Genomic DNA, 16,957 nt, shown 5'->3' on the forward strand with positions numbered 1-16,957 from the left:
TGTTAGGAGTGCAGTGATAGAGGGCGACACTATGCAAGGGAACGGTGAACATCACGCTAATGATGAACGGCTGCCCGCGACGGCGCGCGCGGAAGGCTTTGCCTCGCCCTTCGACCGTGCGGCGTGGTTCGACCTGCTCGAAGCTTATGGCTTTGCCGGCCAGGGCCGGATCGACGCGCATGGCGGCGCGGGCGGCGTCACCGCATGGCTACCGCTGCGCGTCGAAAAGCCTGGCGACGTCGCGGGCCTCACCAACTGGTACAGCTTCACAATCCGCCCGCTCTACACCGGTGACGGCGACCGCGGCGCCGCGCTGCGCGCGCTGTTCCAAAATCTCCGCCGCACCGCCGCGCAGCTGACGCTTTACCCCGTGGCTGCCCCCGACGAGATCACCGCCGCGCTGCGCGCCGTAGGCTGGCGGGTCAAAGCGACGCCCGCCGGCGACCGCCACTGGCTCGACCTTGGCGACATGGACCATGACGCCTGGTGGGCCGACCGCCCCGGCGCGCTGCGCAATACGGTTCAGCGCAAGGCGAAAAAGGGCATCGTCGACATCCAGCTGCTCACCGAATTCGATGACGGCAGCTGGGCGGCCTATGAACAAATATACGCCGCGAGCTGGAAACCCGACGAAGGCCACCCCGCGCTGCTCCGCGCCTTTGCCGAGGCCGAGGGCGCGCGCGGCCACCTGCGGATGGGCATCGCCCGCATCGACGGCATCCCCGTCGCGGCGCAATATTGGACCGTCGAGGACGGCACCGCCTTCATCCACAAGCTGGCGCATGTCGAGGATAGTCTGAAAGCCTCGCCCGGGACGCTGTTGTCGGCGGCGCTGTTCCGTCACGTCATCACGATAGACGGCGTCAAACGCGTCGATTTTGGGACCGGCAACGACGGCTACAAGCGCGACTGGATGAACCGCCACGACCCGTTGTGGCGGATCGAGGCTTTCAATCCGTCGCGCGTCGCGGCATGGGGTCCGGCATTGAAGGCCTTCGGCCGCGCACTACTGAGGAAAGACAAGTGACCGCACCCGATACCGTCGACGCCACCCTCCGCGCCCTGCTCGCCGACGTCCTCGGTTTGGGCGAAGCGCGCGCGGCGGCGCTGATCGACGACAGCGGCCTGTTCGGCGCGCTGCCCGAGTTCGATTCGATGGCGGTGGCGACGGTGCTGACCGAGATGGAAGACCGGCTCGGCATTATCATCGACGATGATGAAATCGACGGCGAGATCTTTGAAACCTATGGCAATTTACTGGCGTTCTCGTTGCGCAAGGTGACCAATTGAAGGTCGCGCCGTCCTCCCTATATCGTCATCCCGGCGAAGGCCGGGATCTCGCCATGGCGTTTTCCGCGACGGTGAGATCCCGGCCTTCGCCGGGATGACGACAGGGAGCATGCGAATGCCTCTCCCCACTCCCGAACATATCCTCCGCATCGCTCCCACCGGCACCCAGCGCGCCACCCTGTTGTTCGTCCCGCCTTTGTTCGAGGAAGCGAACCGCACCCGGCGCACACTGGTACTGGCGATGCGCGCGCTGGCGCGCCATGGGCTCGCCGCCGTTCTCCCCGACCTGCCCGGCCAGAATGAAAGCCTTGTGCCGCTGGCCCAGACCGATCTTCATCGCTGGCAGGAAGCGCTGGCCGAGGTTTCCGCGACGCTTGATGGCCCGGTGATCATCGCGTCGCTGCGCGGCGGCGCGCTGATCGATCATCGCGCGAGCGCCGCCGCGTGGTGGCGGCTTGCCCCGATCGGCGGCGCGTCGCTGCTCCGCACGTTGATGCGCGCCCGCGTCGCCGCCGACCGCGAAGCCGGGCTGACCTCGTCGCTCGACAGCCTGCAAGCTGAAGCCGCCACCGCGCCGTTGCTTCTCGCAGGCAACTTGCTGTCGCCCGCCATGATGGGACAGCTTGGCAGCGCCGCAGTCGAGCCCGTGGCGCCGCTGCGCACCGTCACCCTCGGCAGCGGCGCCGACGCGATCGCCGGAACCCCGCTTTGGCTGCGCGCCGAACCCGGAGAGGATGGCGCGATGGCCGAGGCGATCGCCGCCGACATCGCCGCTTGGAGCCAGACATGCGGCATCAGCTGAATTTCGCCTGCGAAGGCGCCACGCTCGCCGCGACGCTCGACGACGCGCCCAGCACCACCGGGCTGCTCATCGTCTCGGGCGGCAACGAAATCCGCAGCGGCGCGCATCGTGGCATGGCGATGCTGGCACAGCGCATCGCCGACGCCGGTCACCCCGTCTTCCGCTTCGACCGGCGCGGGATCGGCGACAGCGACGGCGCGAACGGCGGCTTTGAAAGCAGCGCCCCCGACATCGCCGCCGCAATCGCCACCTTTCGCGCGGCCGCGCCGCATGTGACGCGCATCGTCGCCTTCGGCAATTGTGACGCCGCCAGCGCGCTGCTGCTCCACCAGCCGCTTGCCTTGGACGAACTGACCCTCGCCAATCCGTGGACCTATGAAGGCGGCGCCGACGATGAGGCCGACGAACCCGCGCTGCCCCCCGCATCGGCGATCCGCGCGCGTTACCTTGCGCGGCTGACCGATCCGAGAAGTTTGCTGCGGCTGCTGAAGGGCGACATCGACTTCAAGAAACTCGCTCGCGGCCTGTCAGCGCTCGGTCGCCGCGCCGCGCCTGCCGCGCCGGACAGCCTGCCCGCGCGCCTCGACGCCGCGCTCGCCAATCTCGCCTACCCGGCCACGATTTTGCTCGCCACCGGCGACAGGACAGCGCAGGCATTTGTGGAGAAATGCCAGCCGGGCGCGGTGCCGGTCGAACGATTGGACAGCACGTCGCACAGCTTTGCGGGGGATGATGGGGATTGGTTGGCAGAGCAGATACTGAAGATTCTCCGCCCTACCCTTTAGGGGAGGGCAGCGAGACTTGGCAGCTTGCTGCCTAGTCGCAGCGGGTGGGGGTGAGCGGCCTTGCGCAAGGTCGCGTGCCCCACCCCAACCCCTCCCCTAAAGGGAGGGGCTTTGAAATTACGCCTCGACCAACGCCTTATATTCCGCCTCGGCCAAAAACCGCTCAGCATCCAGCGCTGCCATGCAGCCCATGCCCGCCGCGGTTACTGCCTGACGATAGACCTTGTCGGTCACGTCACCCGCGGCAAAAACCCCCGGTATCGACGTCAGCGACGTTCCCGGCGTGACTTCCAGATAGCCATCGGCATCCAGCGGCAGCTTGCCCTTGAACAATTCGGTCGACGGGCTGTGGCCGATCGCGACGAAGCCGCCGTCGGTCGGCTCGTGGCTTGCTTCGCCCGTCACCGTGTCGATCAGGTCGACGCCGACGAGCCCCGAAACGCCTTCGCCTGCGACAAAGCGATCCACGCGCTTGTTCCAGAGCACCTTGATCTTGGGATTGGCGTGCAGCCGGTCCTGCAGGATCTTTTCGGCGCGGAGGTGATCGCGGCGATGGATCAGCGTCACATCGTCGCTATGGTTCGTCAGGTACAGCGCCTCCTCGACCGCGGTGTTGCCGCCGCCGATCACCACGACCTTTTTGCCGCGATAGAAAAATCCGTCGCAGGTCGCGCAGGCCGAAACGCCCTTGCCGCCCAGTTCCTGCTCGCCCGGCACGCCCAGCCATTTCGCCTGCGCCCCGGTCGCGATCACCAGCGTTTCGGCCATATAGACATCGCCGCCGTCGCCGGTCAGCTTGAACGGGCGCTGCGACAAATCGACATCGACGATCGTGTCCCAGATCATCGACGTGCCGACATGCGTCGCCTGCGCGGTCATCTGCTCCATCAGCCACGGCCCTTGCACCACTTCGGCGAAGCCCGGGTAGTTTTCGACGTCGGTGGTGATCGTCAGCTGCCCGCCGGGTTGCAGCCCCTGCACCACGATCGGCATCATCCCGGCGCGCGCGGCATAGATGGCGGCGGACAGGCCCGCGGGGCCGGAACCGAGGATGAGCATCTTGGTGTGATGGGTGGTGGGCATGACGATCTTTCTCTGGCTGTGCCGGCAGGCACAGATGGGTGTTGCCAACCGCGCTAGCAAGGGTCACCTTCCGCGCCAAGGGGAGTCCGTTAAATGGCAAGCTGGTGGGAACGTCATGGGGTGCCGCGGCTGATCAAATGCGCCTGTTCGCAGGGGCAGATCATGAAGGTCAGGAGCAAGGTTGTGCCGAACGCCAGCGGTGATGTGCTCGAGCTGGGCTGCGGCGGCGGGATCAACATGGAATTTTACGATCCCGCCCGGATCACCAGCTTCACCGGCCTCGACCCCTCGCCCGAACTGCTGGCGATGAGCCGCGCCGCGGCGCAGGCGCGCGGGATGGATGCGGACATCCGGGGTGGGGTCGGCGAAGCGATGCCGTTTGAGAGTGGCCGGTTCGACACCGTCGTCACCACCTTCACGATCTGCTCGGTCGCCGATCAGGCGGCGGTGCTGGCCGAAATCCGCCGGGTGCTGAAACCCGGCGGCACCGCGCTGTTCCTCGAACATGGCGCCGCGCCCGATGCCGGGGTCGCGAAATGGCAGCGGCGGATCGAACCCGTATGGAAACGCATCGGCGGCAACTGCCACCTGACCCGCCCGATCAGCGAAGCTTATGAAAAGGCGGGCTTTGCCGTCGACCGGCAGGCCGCCGCCTATATCCCCAAAACCCCCCGGCCGTTCGGTTGGTACGAATATGGCGCAGCGCACGCCGCCTGAGAGAGAGGATTGCGAGATGTTGCGATTCTGGCCAGTCATCCTCACCGCATTTTTCCTGCTGGTGCCGAGCGCCGCCGAGGCGCGCAAGGTCGCGCTGGTCATCGGCAACAGCGACTATGCCAACACCAGCCGCCTCGCCAACCCGGTCAACGACATCAGGATCATCGCCGCATCGGCGCGGTCGGCGGGGTTTGACGATGTCACCGTCGTGTCCGACCTGGCGGTCAATGATTTCCAGAAAGCGATGCGCGACTTTCGCGCCAAGGCCGACGGGGCCGAGGTCGCGATGGTCTATTTCGCCGGACACGGGATCGAGGCGCAGGGCAAGAACTGGCTGATCCCGACCGATGCGCAGCTGAAATCGGACCTCGACCTGCCCTATGAGGCGATCAACCTCGACCGTTTGATGGAGTCGGTGTCGGGCGCGCAGATTCGCATGGTCATCCTCGATTCGTGCCGCAACAATCCTTTCGGGCGGTCGTGGCGATCGGGGACGCGCGCGGTGGTGAACGGGCTGGCGGGGGTCGAGGCCGACGATGTGCTCGTCATCTTTGCCGCCGCGCCGGGGCAGACCGCCGCCGACGGCACCGCCGGCAATTCGCCCTTTGCGACCTCGCTCGCCAAGCGCCTGCCCCAGCCCGACGTGCCGGTGCAACTGCTCGGCGGGCTGATCCGCGACGATGTGCTGGCGGCGACCGGCGGCAGCCAGCGCCCCTTCGTCAGCGCCAGCATCACCGGCACCCCGGTCTATCTCGTCCCTCGCGCGTCCGGCGCATCGGGTGAACGCCGCGGGCTGGAGGAATTGCTGTGGAAAGGCGCGATGGCCGAAAATAGTGTCGAGGCATTCAAGGCATATCTCGCGGAATTTCCATCGGGAAAATATGCGGGGCAAGCGAACGAGAATATCAATCGTCTGCCGAAAACGCCCGATGCGATTGCCGCACCGGTAACGATGGTCGCGATGAAGCAGCCCGCGGGAACGGCGCGCCCGGCGACGCGCAAGTTCACGCTGACCAACATCCGCGTCGAATGCATCAAGCTGACCGGGCGATTGGGGCTTGGCCTGCCCGATCAGCTGTTCCTGCGCTTCAACACCGGCCAGCGTTTTCCCGAAGGCAAGGGCGACATTTATTCGATCAAGAAGGGCGAAAGCTGGGTCGTCGACCAGATTTTCGAATTCGACCAGCCGGTGAGTTTCCAGCTGCGCGAATTCGACGACATCGGCGGCAGCGACAATATCGGGACGATCGACCTGGGCGATACGCCGGGGACGTTTACCCGGACGCTCGACGGCGATGCGAGCGACTATCGGGTCACGTACACGTTGGTAGTGAGCTAGCGACCGATTGCTGACGTAAGGAAAAATAGCCCCTCCCCTTCAGGGGAGGGGCAACGAAGACTTGGCAGCTTGCTGCCTAGTCGTAGTGGGGTGGGGGCCAGCAGCCTTGCGCTAGGCCGCTGGCCCCCACCCGCTGCGACTAACGAACAAGTTCGTAAGTCTCGCTGCCCTCCCCTGAAGGGGAGGGCGTGTCTTTGCCGCTACGTCCGCTCCCCACCCCTAAACAACCGTCGGCCTATTCCTTCTCCCCCACCTCGACCAGCCCATGCCCGACGCTCACCCGCTCGTCGAAGACGAAGCAGCTGCCGTGCCAGCGGCTTTCTTCCGCCGGAACCTGTTCCAGATAGGCGAGGATGCCGCCCTTCAGATGCACGACGTCCTCGACGCCCTCGCTGCGCAGGAAAGCGGTCGATTTTTCGCAGCGGATACCGCCGGTGCAAAACATCGCGACGCGCTTGCCAGTAAATTTGTCGGCATTTGCGCGCCACCAGTCGGGGAATTCGCCGAAGCTTTTGGTCGCGGGATCGATGGCGCCATCGAAACTGCCATAGCCCACCTCGAACCCGTTGCGCGTATCGATCAGCACCGTATCGGGATCGTCGACCAGCGCGTTCCAGTCGGCCGGGTCGACATAGGGCGCGGCATCGCGCGCCGGATCGAGCCCCGCGACCTTGAGGGTGACGATTTCCTTCTTCAGCCGTACCTTCATCCGCTGGAACGGCATGGCTGCGGCGGTTGAATATTTGACATCGAGCTCGGCGCAACCGGGCAGTGCGCGGATATGGCCGATCACCGCGGCGATGCTCTCGGCGCTGCCTGCAATCGTGCCATTGATTCCTTCGCGCGCCAGCAGCAACGTGCCCCTCACGCCCCGCTCAGCGCACTGGTCGAGCAAAGGCTGACGCAGCGCGGCGGGATCGTCGAACGGGGCGAAGCGGTAGAGGGCGGCAACGGTGAAGGTCATGATCAACGCCCCTTAGCCGTTCGTGTCGAGCGAAGTCGAGACACGCCAAGCCAACGTTGACGTGTCTCGACTTCGCTCGACACGAACGGGAACAAGCGGATTAGCCCCTTCTACCCAAACGGATCCCCTCGCCCCGTCGCATAATGCGCCATTGCCATCGTGGTCCATTGCGCATTCACCCGGATGCAGCTCGGAAACACGCTGGCGTCGGTGACCAGCACGTTGGTCGTCCCGTGCACCCGGCAGTCGAGGTCGACGATCCCGTGCGCGGGGTCTTCGTTGATCGCGTTGCCGCCATGCGGGTGGCTGCTCGACAGCGTCACATCGTCCTGTTCGCGGATTGCATCTGCGAAAAATTGATCGACGTCCATGTCGGGGGTCACCTTTTGCCCCCGCGCCAGCGCCGGATAGCATTCGATCGCCCCGGCGGCGAAATGCACCTTGGTCAGCGTCGCCATCGCATCGCGCAGCACCGGCAGGTCGTCGATAGGATCGAGGCTGAACTGCAATTTGTCGCCCGTCACCCGCCCGCGCCGGTCGGCAGGGAATAATATGCCCGCCGAATGGACGCGCCCGAAATTCTTCATCCGGCTCGCATGCTCGGCGAACCAGCCGGGCATCAGCGACGCCATCGACATCGGCGGCTGGAAATGGCTTTCGAGCAGATAGGCGCCGACGTCAACATAGCTCGACATCTGGTCCTCGTCCCATGCATTGCCGCCGACCCCGTCGGGCATCAGTGCGACCACGGGCGAGGCGACGTTCAATGACACCTGATAGCCGGTGCCGTCGATGTCGCTGCGGTCGAGCAGTTTCGACGAGGCAATCGTGCCCCCCGCGACCACCACCCCGACGCGGGCGCGCACCATTTTCCGCACATCGCCGGGCAGGATCAGCACCACCGCCTCGGCCTCGCGCCGCCCGTCATAGGCGGTCTGCCAGACGATCCGCTCGGCCTTGGTATCGGGCAGGATGCGCGCGCCATGATCGCGGCACGCCGCGGGCAGATAGGTCTGCGCCACCCCCATGCGCCGGCCATAGGGGCAGCCCGAATTGCAATAGCCGCAATAGGCGCAAGCGTTCGGCGTATTCGGCGGCCCGAAATTCTTGGCAAACCAGTCGGTGACGGCGCGCGCATCACGCGGATTGCCCGACTGCGCGGCATAGGCCTTCCACCCCTCGATCAGATGGGGGCCGTTGTGGCGCCCGCTGCGCGGTTCGATGCGCGCGATGCCCAGCTTTGCCTGCACCGCGTCGTAGCTTGCGTGGAACGCTGCCGCGTCGATCGGCGCACCGATGCTCGCCCATTTCGCCAGCACATCCTGCGCGTCGGGGTGCGTGCGCCCCGCTTCGTTGACGCGCAGACATATCCCATTGTTGATCGTCGACGACCCGCCGACGCAGCGCCCCTGGAACACGACAAAATCGCGGTTGGTCGAGGTCTGTAGCGCGCCATGCTTGTAGAGGCTGGCGATCATGTCGAGTTCGTGGTGGTTGATCTTGGGCGACGGGAAGAACGGCCCTGCCTCGACGATCAGCACCTTATAGCCCTGCGCCGCGATATTATGCGCCGCCACCGCCCCGCCCGCGCCCGAACCGATCACCACGACATCATATTCGTCGGCCAGCGTCGCCGCGTTCAGGATATGAGCATCGTCGATCTCGCGACCGACGACGGGCTTGATCTCGATCTCGCCGCTGCCGCGAACACGGTGCTTGGGCAGCTTGAACCCGATCTGGCGGTGCACCGGATTGGCGACGTTGGCATCCTGATCGCCGGGCTCCAGCCCCGGCTGCCAGTGGCCGTAATAGCAGGCGTAAACGATGCCGCGCAGCCGCGCCATGTCCTGGAATAGGTCGATCTGGCTATTCTGAAGCCGGTTTTTCAGCTTGGCGGCCCGCCCCGCGACATCATCCTCGGTAAAGAACGGCCCGCCCAGCACCAGCTCGGTCGCGGTCAGCGATAGGCTAATCTCGTCGAGCTTGGTCCCGCCGACCTTGGCGAACAGGTCGCAGATATTGTCGACCACCTGATCGGCGGTAATCACCATCTCGGCGCCATGAAACAGCGCCTCGGTCAGCGCCTTCAGAAATTTGAGCTGCCCGAAATTAAACGGTGCCGTCATCGCCCTGCCCCCACATTGCCCTGCGCCCAAGATGGCGCGTTATAGCGAGTGAGGGCAAGGCGTATTGTACGGAAACGGAGGGGATGGGCACGTTCCCCTCCCTTTCAGGGAGGGGTTAGGGGTGGGTGCGCGAGCGATAGCGAGCAAAGCGAAGAACGCCGCCTTTGGCGGCTACCCACCCCCGACCCCTCCCTGAAAGGGAGGGGAGAAAGATGCCCGCTTAACGGCGCGCCAACCATGCCAGCCAGAAAAAGCCCAGATCGGTGTAACGCCCACCCGCCGGATCACCCGCCGCCGCCCGAAACGCCGCCTCCGCCTCGCTGCGCTGTCCGGCGTTCAGTCGCGCCACGCCCAGCCGAACCTGCATCCCCGCCGCGCTCGGCTGCTCGGCCCGCGCCACTCCGGGCCGCACCCGCGCAATCGCCCGCTCGACCTCGGCGATGATTTCGCGCGTCGGCGACGTGGCGGCGTCGAGCAGCCCGCGCTGCGTCCCCTCCGCCAGCACCGCCTTCGCCTCGCGCGGCTCGCCCGCTTCGTTGAGCAGCTGCGTCATCCGTTGATATTCGGCTGCCTGCGTCAGCACACCCACCTCGCGCGTCAGGCGGAACAGGTCGATCTCCAGCGCGCCCTCGGCGGCGACGAGTTGCCGATACGTCACCAGCGCGATGCGCCAGTTTTCGCGGGTCGGATAGGCGCCGACCAACGCGCGCGCCGCATCGACGCCGGGCGCAACCAGCTGCCCCTGCTGCGCAATGCTCAGCCGTTGCCGATACCAACCCTCCGCCACCGGCTGTCCCAGCGCTGTCCGCGCCGCGATCGCGCGCGTGAGCAGGTCCATCGCGCCCGCCGCATCCTGTTGCGCCAGCAGGACCTGCGCCAGATTGGCCAGCGCGTCAGGATCGGCGGGGGTCAATTCGGCCAGCCGCCCCCACAAAGCGCCCGCAGTATCGAAATCGCCGGCGCGATAGGCGATCTGCCCTCGCGCCGCTAAATGCCCGACCAGCCGGTCGGGCCGCGTCAAGGGGCTGGCGATCAGCACGTCGAGCGCCGCGGCGCGCATCACGTCATCGCCGCGCCGATTACCGATCTCCAGCTCATACAGGGCCAATGCAAAGCGTGCGTCGCGGCTGTTCGCCACGCGCCGGGCATCGGCCAGCGCGCGATCCTGCCGCGCCGACTGCGTAGCGCGCGCCAGATTGCCCAGCGCCGACAGTGCGCGCATTTCCTGCGGCGACACGGCGAGCTTGCTGCCGCCGATTTCCATGACGGTGCTGACATTGCCTTGCGCGTGGGCGGCGGGGGATGCGGCGAAACTGGCGCTGACGAACAGCGCAATCGCGGCGGCGAGGCGAGCGCGCGAACGCAACCGCATTTGTAGACTGGCCGCGTTTGACTGAAGCTCGCGAAAGGCTCGGTTCGCCACGATTGCTGCTCACCCCAAGGATCGAATTGGTCTTGAAGGACTACGCTCGTCTCGCAATGCTTACAATGGCTTGTCCGCTTTGGGGTGGGGAGTGGACGCACCTACACCGTCGCCCCCGCGCAGGCGGGGGCCGCTACCGGCCTTGTCCTGCGTTGTCGCGTAAACCGACAGTGGCCCCCGCCTGCGCGGGGGCGACAACTGGTTTCAGTCGAATGCCGCCGTGTCCCTTACCCCGCCTTCTTCGCCAGCCGATATTTGTGCAGCAACGGCTCGGTATAGCCCGACGGCTGCGCCACGCCCTCAAAGATCAGCGCGCGCGCCGCCTGATAGGCGATCCCCTCGGGCGTCAGCTTTTCGTAGAGCGGATCGCCCGCATTCTGTGCGTCGACCTTGGCCGCCATGCGCGCGAGCGCGGCGTCGACCTGATCCGCCGAACACACGCCGTGGAGCAGCCAATTGGCGAGCGCCTGGCTGCTGATGCGCAACGTCGCGCGGTCTTCCATCAGGCCGACGTCGTCGATGTCGGGGACCTTCGAACAGCCGACGCCCTGATCGATCCAGCGCACGACATAGCCCAAAATGCCCTGACAATTATTGTCGAGCTCGCGGGTGATTTCGGCTTCGCTCCAGTTGCGTCCGTTGGCCACGGGGATGTTTAGCAGGCGGTCCAGCGACGGCACCGCCTCGCCCGCGATCTCGCGCTGGCGCGCGAACACGTCGACCTGGTGATAGTGCAGCGCGTGCAGCGTCGCGGCGGTCGGCGATGGCACCCACGCGGTGTTCGCGCCCGATTTCGGGTGCGCGATCTTGGCGTCGAGCATGCCGCGCATCAGGTCGGGCATCGCCCACATGCCCTTGCCGATCTGCGCCTTGCCGCTGAGCCCGCAGGCGAGGCCAATGCGGACGTTGCGGTCCTCGTAGGACGCGATCCAGTCGCTCGCCTTCATCTCGCCCTTGGGGATCATCGGCCCAGCGCGCATGCTGGTGTGGATCTCGTCGCCGGTGCGGTCGAGGAAGCCGGTGTTGATGAAGACGATACGGTCCTTCACCGCGTGGATGCAGGCGGCGAGATTGGCGCTGGTGCGGCGCTCCTCGTCCATCACGCCGACCTTGATCGTGTGGCGCGGCAGGCCCAGCATATCCTCGACCGCGTCGAACAGGCGATCGGTGAAACCGCATTCCTCCGGCCCGTGCTGCTTGGGTTTGACGATATAGATGCTGCCCGCGCGGCTGTTGGTGAGCGTGCCGAGCCCCTTGAGGTCATGGAGCGAGCAGAGGCTGGTGATCACCGCGTCGCACAGCCCCTCGGGCGCTTCGGCGCCGCCGGGTAGCCGGATCATCGGCGTCGTCATCAGATGACCGACGTTGCGCACGAACATCACGCTGCGGCCATGCAGGACGAAGGGGTCGCCGGTCGGTGCGGTCCATTCGCGGTCGGTCTCCATCGCGCGCGTGACGGTCTGACCACCCTTGGCGAATCTTTCGACGAGGTCGCCGCGCATCAGCCCCAGCCAGTTGGTGTAGCCGAGCACCTTGTCTTCGCCATCGACCGCGGCGACGCTGTCCTCGAGGTCGATGATCGTGGACAGCGCGGCTTCCAGCACGACATCGGCGATCCCCGCCGGGTCGCTCTTGCCGATCGCGCTCGCCGAATCGATCACCAGTTCGATGTGCAAGCCGTTGTTACGCAGCAAAATACCACCCGGCTTGCTGCCGACCCATTGCGCCGGATCGGCGAGGGTCAGCTGTCCGCCCTGCCAATCGGCCCAGCTTCCCGACGCCAGCGGCACCGCTTCGTCCAGAAACGCCTTGGCGCGCGCGATCACCGCGGCGCCGCGATCCGGGTCATAGCCGCCGGGCTTTGCGGGCGGTGCGTCGAGCGCGTCGGTGCCGTAGAGCGCATCATAGAGGCTGCCCCAGCGCGCGTTGGCCGCATTGAGCGCAAAGCGCGCGTTGAGCGCCGGGACGACCAGCTGCGGCCCGGCCATCGTCGCGATTTCGGGATCGACATTCTGCGTGCCGATTTTGAACGGCGCGGGTTCGGGGACCAGATAGCCGATATCGCGCAGGAACGCCTGATAGGCTTCCGGATCATGCGCCTGCCCCGCCCGCGCTTCGTGCCAGGCATCGATCTGCGCCTGCAAATCCTCGCGCTTGGCGAGCAAGGCCGCATTCTCGGGCGCGAATCTGCCCAGCAAGGCGGCAAAGTCGGCCCAGAATTTGGTGGCATCGATCCCGGTACCGGGCAGTGCGCGGGCCTCGATAAATTCCGCCAGTCGCGAATCGACGGACAGCCCGGCACGGTCGAGAAATTCGGTCATTTATGCACCCTCTGGTCGGCGCGGCTGCGCCAGTGGACCCGGGGAGGAAAGGGCCAGCGCGCTATGCCGCGATTGGCCCGATATGGCAATGGCGAGGATATCGTGCGCAGGATTTCAGGGAATAAGTTGCGTCTCGACACTTGCCGGGGGCGTCGCCATGTGCATTATGCTGCAACGCACAACAAAACTCTCCTCCCCTCTCCAAGGCTAGATCATGAGCGAAACCCGGCTCACCCTGATGGAAGCGATCGCGCGCAAGCGCGTCGTGACCGCACAATATAACGGCCAGCAAATGAAGCTGGCGCCGCACCAGATGTTCGAACGCCGCGGCGACCTGTTCGTCAGCGCGCTCAACCTCGACAAGAATTGGCGGTCCGACGACGAACGGCGGCTCGGCCATTTCAAGCTCGACGGGCTGGTGGCTCCGGCGATCATCGACGCCGAATTCGACCCCCTCCCCTCGTTCGAGGCCGCCGCGCCGCAAAGCGACGACACGTTGCTCCTCGCGATCTGAGCGCGGGGCTCACGCCAAATTGGCGTGGATTGCCGATTGAGCACACCGTGGCTATGGGGTCGCCGAACGCCAGCCATCGGATGAACGATCATGAAGAACATTTGTCCCCGCACTGTTTTTGCATGGATTATTGTTTCGCTCGCGATCGCATTTCCATCGCTCGTCGCTGCGCAGGAAGCCAAGAGCAGGCTCGTGATTCTGGGCGTCGACCATGCCGCCCAACTCGTTGCCGAGCGGGACCAGCCCGGCATTTACCCGGCCTATTTCGATCTTCTCAAGCCTGCGGCGATTTGCATCGAAAGACCGCCGGAGCAGGCGTCTCGGCAGGATTTTTATGAATTCACCTATGAGGTTCAGGGGATCATCCTGCCCTATGCGACCGACCGGGGCATCGAATTATGTCCGATCGACTGGATGCCCCCAATCGACGACCAGCTATTGGGCTTTGGCATCGATCTCGACACCCCGCTTGAAATACGGCGCCCGCAAGGATTTCAGGGTTTCCTGACGTTTCCCGATGCCAAAATGTTGGATTGGGACTTTTTCGCCGCCGAAAAGCCCGAAACCTTGGCTCCCGCGAAAAAATGGGCGGCGGAGCCCGCGCCGCGCGCCGATCGCGACCTGCCACGCCGCCTCTATCTTTATCGCACTTACATGCAGGCGCAGCGGATTCGCGCCATTGCGCACAAGAGGCGCGGCCAAACCGTTCTTGTCGTTGTCGGCCATTTCCACAAACCCGATATCGAAGCGATCCTGCAGCATGATCCCGCGATCGAACTGGTACCCGCCACCAGCGTTGGTCGGCCGACCGACGCAGCGGTGCGCGCTGCAACCACCGCGGAACATCGCGGTGCGATCCTCGCGTTCAACCTGCTCGGAATGCAGGCGGCGACGGGCAACGTGAACTGGGGTTGGATCGAGCGCGTACTCACCGATTTTGCGGGAGCAACACCCTCACCCGAAGCGAAGCTGTTCCAGACGCGGTACGCAGTGCTGACAGGAAAACTGTCGCTTGCCGATGCCGTGCGGCGTTACGAGTTGATCGCCAACGACGCTGCGGCAGCGGTGCCTTTTACCTGGAATGGCCTCAAGGATCGGTCGCGGATCGATTCGTTCTTCGACCCCTTTGGCAATCTCGATGTGCGGCAACGCGCCCGCGTCGAATTGGCGCGGACGCTGTTTGCGCAGGGTCAGGCACGCCGGGCAGAGCAGGCACTCGCGCCCCTCACCACCGATCTGTCACCGCGAAAGGCGCTACAGCTTCACGGCTATGCTCGGCTGCTGCAGCCGTCGCCGAAGTCCGAAAAGGCTCCCTGACGCGCAGTGCGCCACGCAATCTCTGGGGTCGCCAAACGACTCCACTCGCGGCTATAGCCGCAGCATGACTTCCATCTCGGCCACCGAAACCGCGACGATCGAGCGCGCCGCCGATGCGCCGATGCTGGCGCAGGTCGAACGCTGGGCGGCTATCAACAGCGGGACCGGCAACCTTGTGGGCCTGAAAAATGTTGCGGGCCTGCTCGCCGACGCCTTTGCATCGCTGCCCGGCGACATCCGCCTGATCACCCCCGAGCCGATCGAAAGCGTCGACGCCGCGGGGCTGATCAGGACGACGCAGCGCGGCGACCATCTGCACCTGCACGTGCGGCCCGAAGCGCCGGTCCAGCTCCTCTTCACCGGCCATATGGACACGGTGTTCGCAGTCGATCACCCCTTCCAGTCGCTGCAATGGCGCGAGCCCGGTGTCCTCAACGGCCCCGGCACCGCCGACATGAAGGCCGGGATTTCGGTGATCCTGGCCGCGCTCACCGCGCTCGAAGCCTCGCCGCTCGCGAACCGCGTCGGCTATGACGTGATGATCAACAGCGACGAGGAAACCGGCAGCCACGCGTCCGCGGCGCTGATCGCCGAACTGGCGAAGGGCAAGACCGCGGCATTGACCTATGAACCCGCGCTGCCCGACGGCACGCTCGCGGGCGCGCGGCCGGGCAGCGGCAATTTCTCGGTCATCGTCCACGGCCTGTCGGCGCATGCGGGGCGCAATCCCGACGACGGTCGCAACGCGCTGCTCGCCGCTGCCGACCTCGCGCTGCGGCTCTCGGCGCTGAAATCGCCCGAGCTCAAGGTCAATCCTGCGAAGATCGACGGCGGCGGCCCGAACAATGTCGTCCCCGATCAGGCGATCCTGCGCGTCAACCTGAGGCCTTCGACGCCGGAGGTGATGATCGAGGCCGAAGCCGCGCTGCGCGCTGCCGTCGCCGCGGTGTCGCGCGAGCATGACGTCCATTGCCACATCCACGGCAATTTCAACCGTCCACCCAAGCCGCTCGACGCCGCGGCGACGCGCCTGTTCGAACTGGTGCGCGACTGCGGCGCCGCGCTTGGCCTGCCGCCGATCCGCTGGAACGCCACGGGCGGCGTGTGCGACGGCAATAATATCGCTGCGTGCGGCATTCCCGTGGTCGATACCATGGGGCCGCGCGGCGGCGCGATCCATTCAACCGATGAGTTTCTGATCGTCGACAGCCTTGCCGAACGCGCGCAGCTGTCGGCGCTCGCCATAACCAGAATAGCGGAACGGGGGACTGTGTGAATTATGTGATCCGGGCGGCCAAACCGGGCGACCTGCAAAGCATTTACGAGATGGCGAAGCTGACCGGCGGCGGTTTCACCAATCTGCCCCCCGACAAAAAGGCGCTGCGCGCCAAGCTCGAGCGCGCCGAGGCCAGTTTCGCGTCCGAAAAGGAATATCCCGCCGACGAGCTTTACCTGATGATGCTCGAGGATCTCGACAGCGGCGAGGTGCGCGGTACCTGCCAGATTTTCGGTCAGGTCGGCCAGCGCTGGCCCTTTTACTCGTACCGTATCGGCACCGACAGCAAGCATAGCGAACAATTGGGACGCACCTTTCACGCGCAGGTGCTGATGCTCAGCAACGATCTCAATGGCGCATCCGAGGTGGGCGGGTTGTTCCTGCACCCCGCCGCGCGCGCGGGCGGGCTCGGGCTGCTCCTCACACGCTCGCGCTATCTGTTCATCGCGCGGCACCGCGCGCGTTTTGGCGACCGCATCCTCGCCGAGCTGCGCGGGGTGATCGACGAAGCCGGCGGATCACCCTTCTGGGATGGCGTCGCGGGCAAGTTCTTCGGGATGAATTTCCAGGAAGCCGACCAGTTCAACGCCGTCCACGGCAACCAGTTCATCGCCGACCTGATGCCCAAGCACCCCGTCTATATCGCGATGCTGGGCGAACATGCGCGGAGCGTGATCGGCGTCCCCCACCCCACCGGCCGCGCCGCGATGCGGATGCTGGAGAATGAAGGCTTTGCGTTTGAAAATTATGTCGACATCTTTGACGGCGGCCCGACGATGACCGCGCGCACCGACCAGGTGGCGAGTATCCGCGACGCGAAGCATGTCGAGGTCACCGGCATTGGCGAGGGCGGCGAGGACGCGCTGATTGCGACCGGTCGTCTCGCCGATTTTCGTTGCTGTTTCGGCAAGGTGGGTACGGACGGGTCGATCGACGCGGGCGCGGCGCGCATCCTGCGCGTCGGCAAGGGCGATCAGATCAGCTGGATCGGACGCTGACC

15 protein-coding genes are annotated in these 16,957 nt (G+C 65.6%); 10 read left to right on the forward strand and 5 right to left on the reverse strand.

The window, feature by feature from the left end:
• Positions 1-31: 31 nt before the first annotated feature.
• From SPYCW_RS11240 to SPYCW_RS11255, 4 genes are all read left to right on the forward strand, one after another.
• On the forward strand, positions 32-1,027 hold the full coding sequence (locus SPYCW_RS11240) for a GNAT family N-acetyltransferase (protein WP_120216866.1): 996 nt from the start codon (positions 32-34) through the stop codon (positions 1,025-1,027).
• On the forward strand, positions 1,024-1,290 hold the full coding sequence (locus tag SPYCW_RS11245) for a phosphopantetheine-binding protein (protein WP_120216868.1): 267 nt from the start codon (positions 1,024-1,026) through the stop codon (positions 1,288-1,290). Before SPYCW_RS11240 ends, SPYCW_RS11245 begins: the two co-directional genes overlap by 4 nt.
• A 115-nt stretch (positions 1,291-1,405) precedes the next feature.
• Complete coding sequence (locus SPYCW_RS11250) at positions 1,406-2,092, forward strand: hypothetical protein (protein ID WP_120216870.1); 687 nt, start codon at positions 1,406-1,408, stop codon at positions 2,090-2,092.
• On the forward strand, positions 2,077-2,877 hold the full coding sequence (locus SPYCW_RS11255; protein ID WP_120216872.1) for a hydrolase 1, exosortase A system-associated: 801 nt from the start codon (positions 2,077-2,079) through the stop codon (positions 2,875-2,877). The genes SPYCW_RS11250 and SPYCW_RS11255 overlap by 16 nt, the downstream gene beginning before the upstream one ends.
• 117 nt (positions 2,878-2,994) lie before the next feature.
• Here SPYCW_RS11255 and trxB read toward each other — a convergent pair whose 3' ends face one another.
• Entirely contained in the window at positions 2,995-3,960 is a 966-nt protein-coding gene (gene trxB / locus SPYCW_RS11260) for a thioredoxin-disulfide reductase (protein WP_120216873.1), read from the reverse strand.
• 93 nt (positions 3,961-4,053) lie between these two features.
• On the opposite strand from trxB, the gene SPYCW_RS11265 reads away from it, so the two are divergent.
• Complete coding sequence (locus tag SPYCW_RS11265) at positions 4,054-4,677, forward strand: class I SAM-dependent methyltransferase (protein WP_120216874.1); 624 nt, start codon at positions 4,054-4,056, stop codon at positions 4,675-4,677.
• Between the two features lie 16 nt (positions 4,678-4,693).
• Entirely contained in the window at positions 4,694-6,016 is a 1,323-nt protein-coding gene (locus tag SPYCW_RS11270; protein ID WP_172595480.1) for a caspase family protein, read from the forward strand.
• Between the two features lie 235 nt (positions 6,017-6,251).
• On the opposite strand, the gene trhO is transcribed toward SPYCW_RS11270, so the two are convergent.
• The 4 genes from trhO to SPYCW_RS11290 all read right to left on the reverse strand — a co-directional run bounded on the left by trhO (position 6,252) and on the right by SPYCW_RS11290 (position 12,850).
• Positions 6,252-6,980, reverse strand: a complete 729-nt coding sequence (trhO, locus tag SPYCW_RS11275) for an oxygen-dependent tRNA uridine(34) hydroxylase TrhO (RefSeq protein ID WP_120216877.1) — start codon at positions 6,978-6,980, stop codon at positions 6,252-6,254.
• Between the two features lie 110 nt (positions 6,981-7,090).
• Complete coding sequence (locus SPYCW_RS11280) at positions 7,091-9,106, reverse strand: GMC family oxidoreductase N-terminal domain-containing protein (RefSeq protein ID WP_120216879.1); 2,016 nt, start codon at positions 9,104-9,106, stop codon at positions 7,091-7,093.
• A gap of 220 nt (positions 9,107-9,326) precedes the next feature.
• Positions 9,327-10,478 carry a hypothetical protein gene (locus SPYCW_RS11285; RefSeq protein WP_120216880.1) on the reverse strand — a complete coding sequence of 384 codons (1,152 nt, stop codon included), beginning with the start codon at positions 10,476-10,478 and terminating at the stop codon, positions 9,327-9,329.
• Between the two features lie 278 nt (positions 10,479-10,756).
• Complete coding sequence (locus tag SPYCW_RS11290) at positions 10,757-12,850, reverse strand: malate synthase G (protein WP_120216882.1); 2,094 nt, start codon at positions 12,848-12,850, stop codon at positions 10,757-10,759.
• Between the two features lie 214 nt (positions 12,851-13,064).
• On the opposite strand from SPYCW_RS11290, the gene SPYCW_RS11295 reads away from it, so the two are divergent.
• The 4 genes from SPYCW_RS11295 (at position 13,065) to SPYCW_RS11310 (ending at position 16,955) form a co-directional block, all read left to right on the forward strand.
• Positions 13,065-13,364 carry a WYL domain-containing protein gene (locus tag SPYCW_RS11295; RefSeq protein ID WP_120216883.1) on the forward strand — a complete coding sequence of 100 codons (300 nt, stop codon included), beginning with the start codon at positions 13,065-13,067 and terminating at the stop codon, positions 13,362-13,364.
• A 192-nt stretch (positions 13,365-13,556) separates the two neighbouring features.
• Positions 13,557-14,681: a hypothetical protein gene (locus SPYCW_RS11300; protein ID WP_197715635.1), complete on the forward strand. Its 1,125-nt coding sequence runs from the start codon at positions 13,557-13,559 to the stop codon at positions 14,679-14,681.
• A gap of 64 nt (positions 14,682-14,745) precedes the next feature.
• Entirely contained in the window at positions 14,746-15,957 is a 1,212-nt protein-coding gene (locus SPYCW_RS11305; RefSeq protein WP_120216885.1) for a hydrolase, read from the forward strand.
• Complete coding sequence (locus SPYCW_RS11310; protein ID WP_120216887.1) at positions 15,954-16,955, forward strand: arginine N-succinyltransferase; 1,002 nt, start codon at positions 15,954-15,956, stop codon at positions 16,953-16,955. The genes SPYCW_RS11305 and SPYCW_RS11310 overlap by 4 nt, the downstream gene beginning before the upstream one ends.
• The last annotated feature ends 2 nt before the right edge of the window (positions 16,956-16,957 follow it).

Source organism: Sphingopyxis sp. EG6 (assembly GCF_003609815.1).
In the GTDB taxonomy this organism is placed as follows: domain Bacteria; phylum Pseudomonadota; class Alphaproteobacteria; order Sphingomonadales; family Sphingomonadaceae; genus Sphingopyxis.

What these genes read in the sequence shown, in the direction of transcription:
- SPYCW_RS11240 (WP_120216866.1), top strand. Translation starts at nt 32, where the DNA reads ATGCAAGGGAACGGTGAACATCACGCTAATGATGAACGGCTGCCCGCG.
- SPYCW_RS11250 (WP_120216870.1), top strand. Translation starts at nt 1,406, where the DNA reads ATGCCTCTCCCCACTCCCGAACATATCCTCCGCATCGCTCCCACCGGC.
- SPYCW_RS11255 (WP_120216872.1), top strand. Translation starts at nt 2,077, where the DNA reads ATGCGGCATCAGCTGAATTTCGCCTGCGAAGGCGCCACGCTCGCCGCG.
- trxB (WP_120216873.1), bottom strand. Translation starts at nt 3,960, where the DNA reads ATGCCCACCACCCATCACACCAAGATGCTCATCCTCGGTTCCGGCCCC.
- SPYCW_RS11265 (WP_120216874.1), top strand. Translation starts at nt 4,054, where the DNA reads ATGGCAAGCTGGTGGGAACGTCATGGGGTGCCGCGGCTGATCAAATGC.
- SPYCW_RS11270 (WP_172595480.1), top strand. Translation starts at nt 4,694, where the DNA reads ATGTTGCGATTCTGGCCAGTCATCCTCACCGCATTTTTCCTGCTGGTG.
- trhO (WP_120216877.1), bottom strand. Translation starts at nt 6,980, where the DNA reads ATGACCTTCACCGTTGCCGCCCTCTACCGCTTCGCCCCGTTCGACGAT.
- SPYCW_RS11280 (WP_120216879.1), bottom strand. Translation starts at nt 9,106, where the DNA reads ATGACGGCACCGTTTAATTTCGGGCAGCTCAAATTTCTGAAGGCGCTG.
- SPYCW_RS11285 (WP_120216880.1), bottom strand. Translation starts at nt 10,478, where the DNA reads ATGCGGTTGCGTTCGCGCGCTCGCCTCGCCGCCGCGATTGCGCTGTTC.
- SPYCW_RS11290 (WP_120216882.1), bottom strand. Translation starts at nt 12,850, where the DNA reads ATGACCGAATTTCTCGACCGTGCCGGGCTGTCCGTCGATTCGCGACTG.
- SPYCW_RS11295 (WP_120216883.1), top strand. Translation starts at nt 13,065, where the DNA reads ATGAGCGAAACCCGGCTCACCCTGATGGAAGCGATCGCGCGCAAGCGC.
- SPYCW_RS11305 (WP_120216885.1), top strand. Translation starts at nt 14,746, where the DNA reads ATGACTTCCATCTCGGCCACCGAAACCGCGACGATCGAGCGCGCCGCC.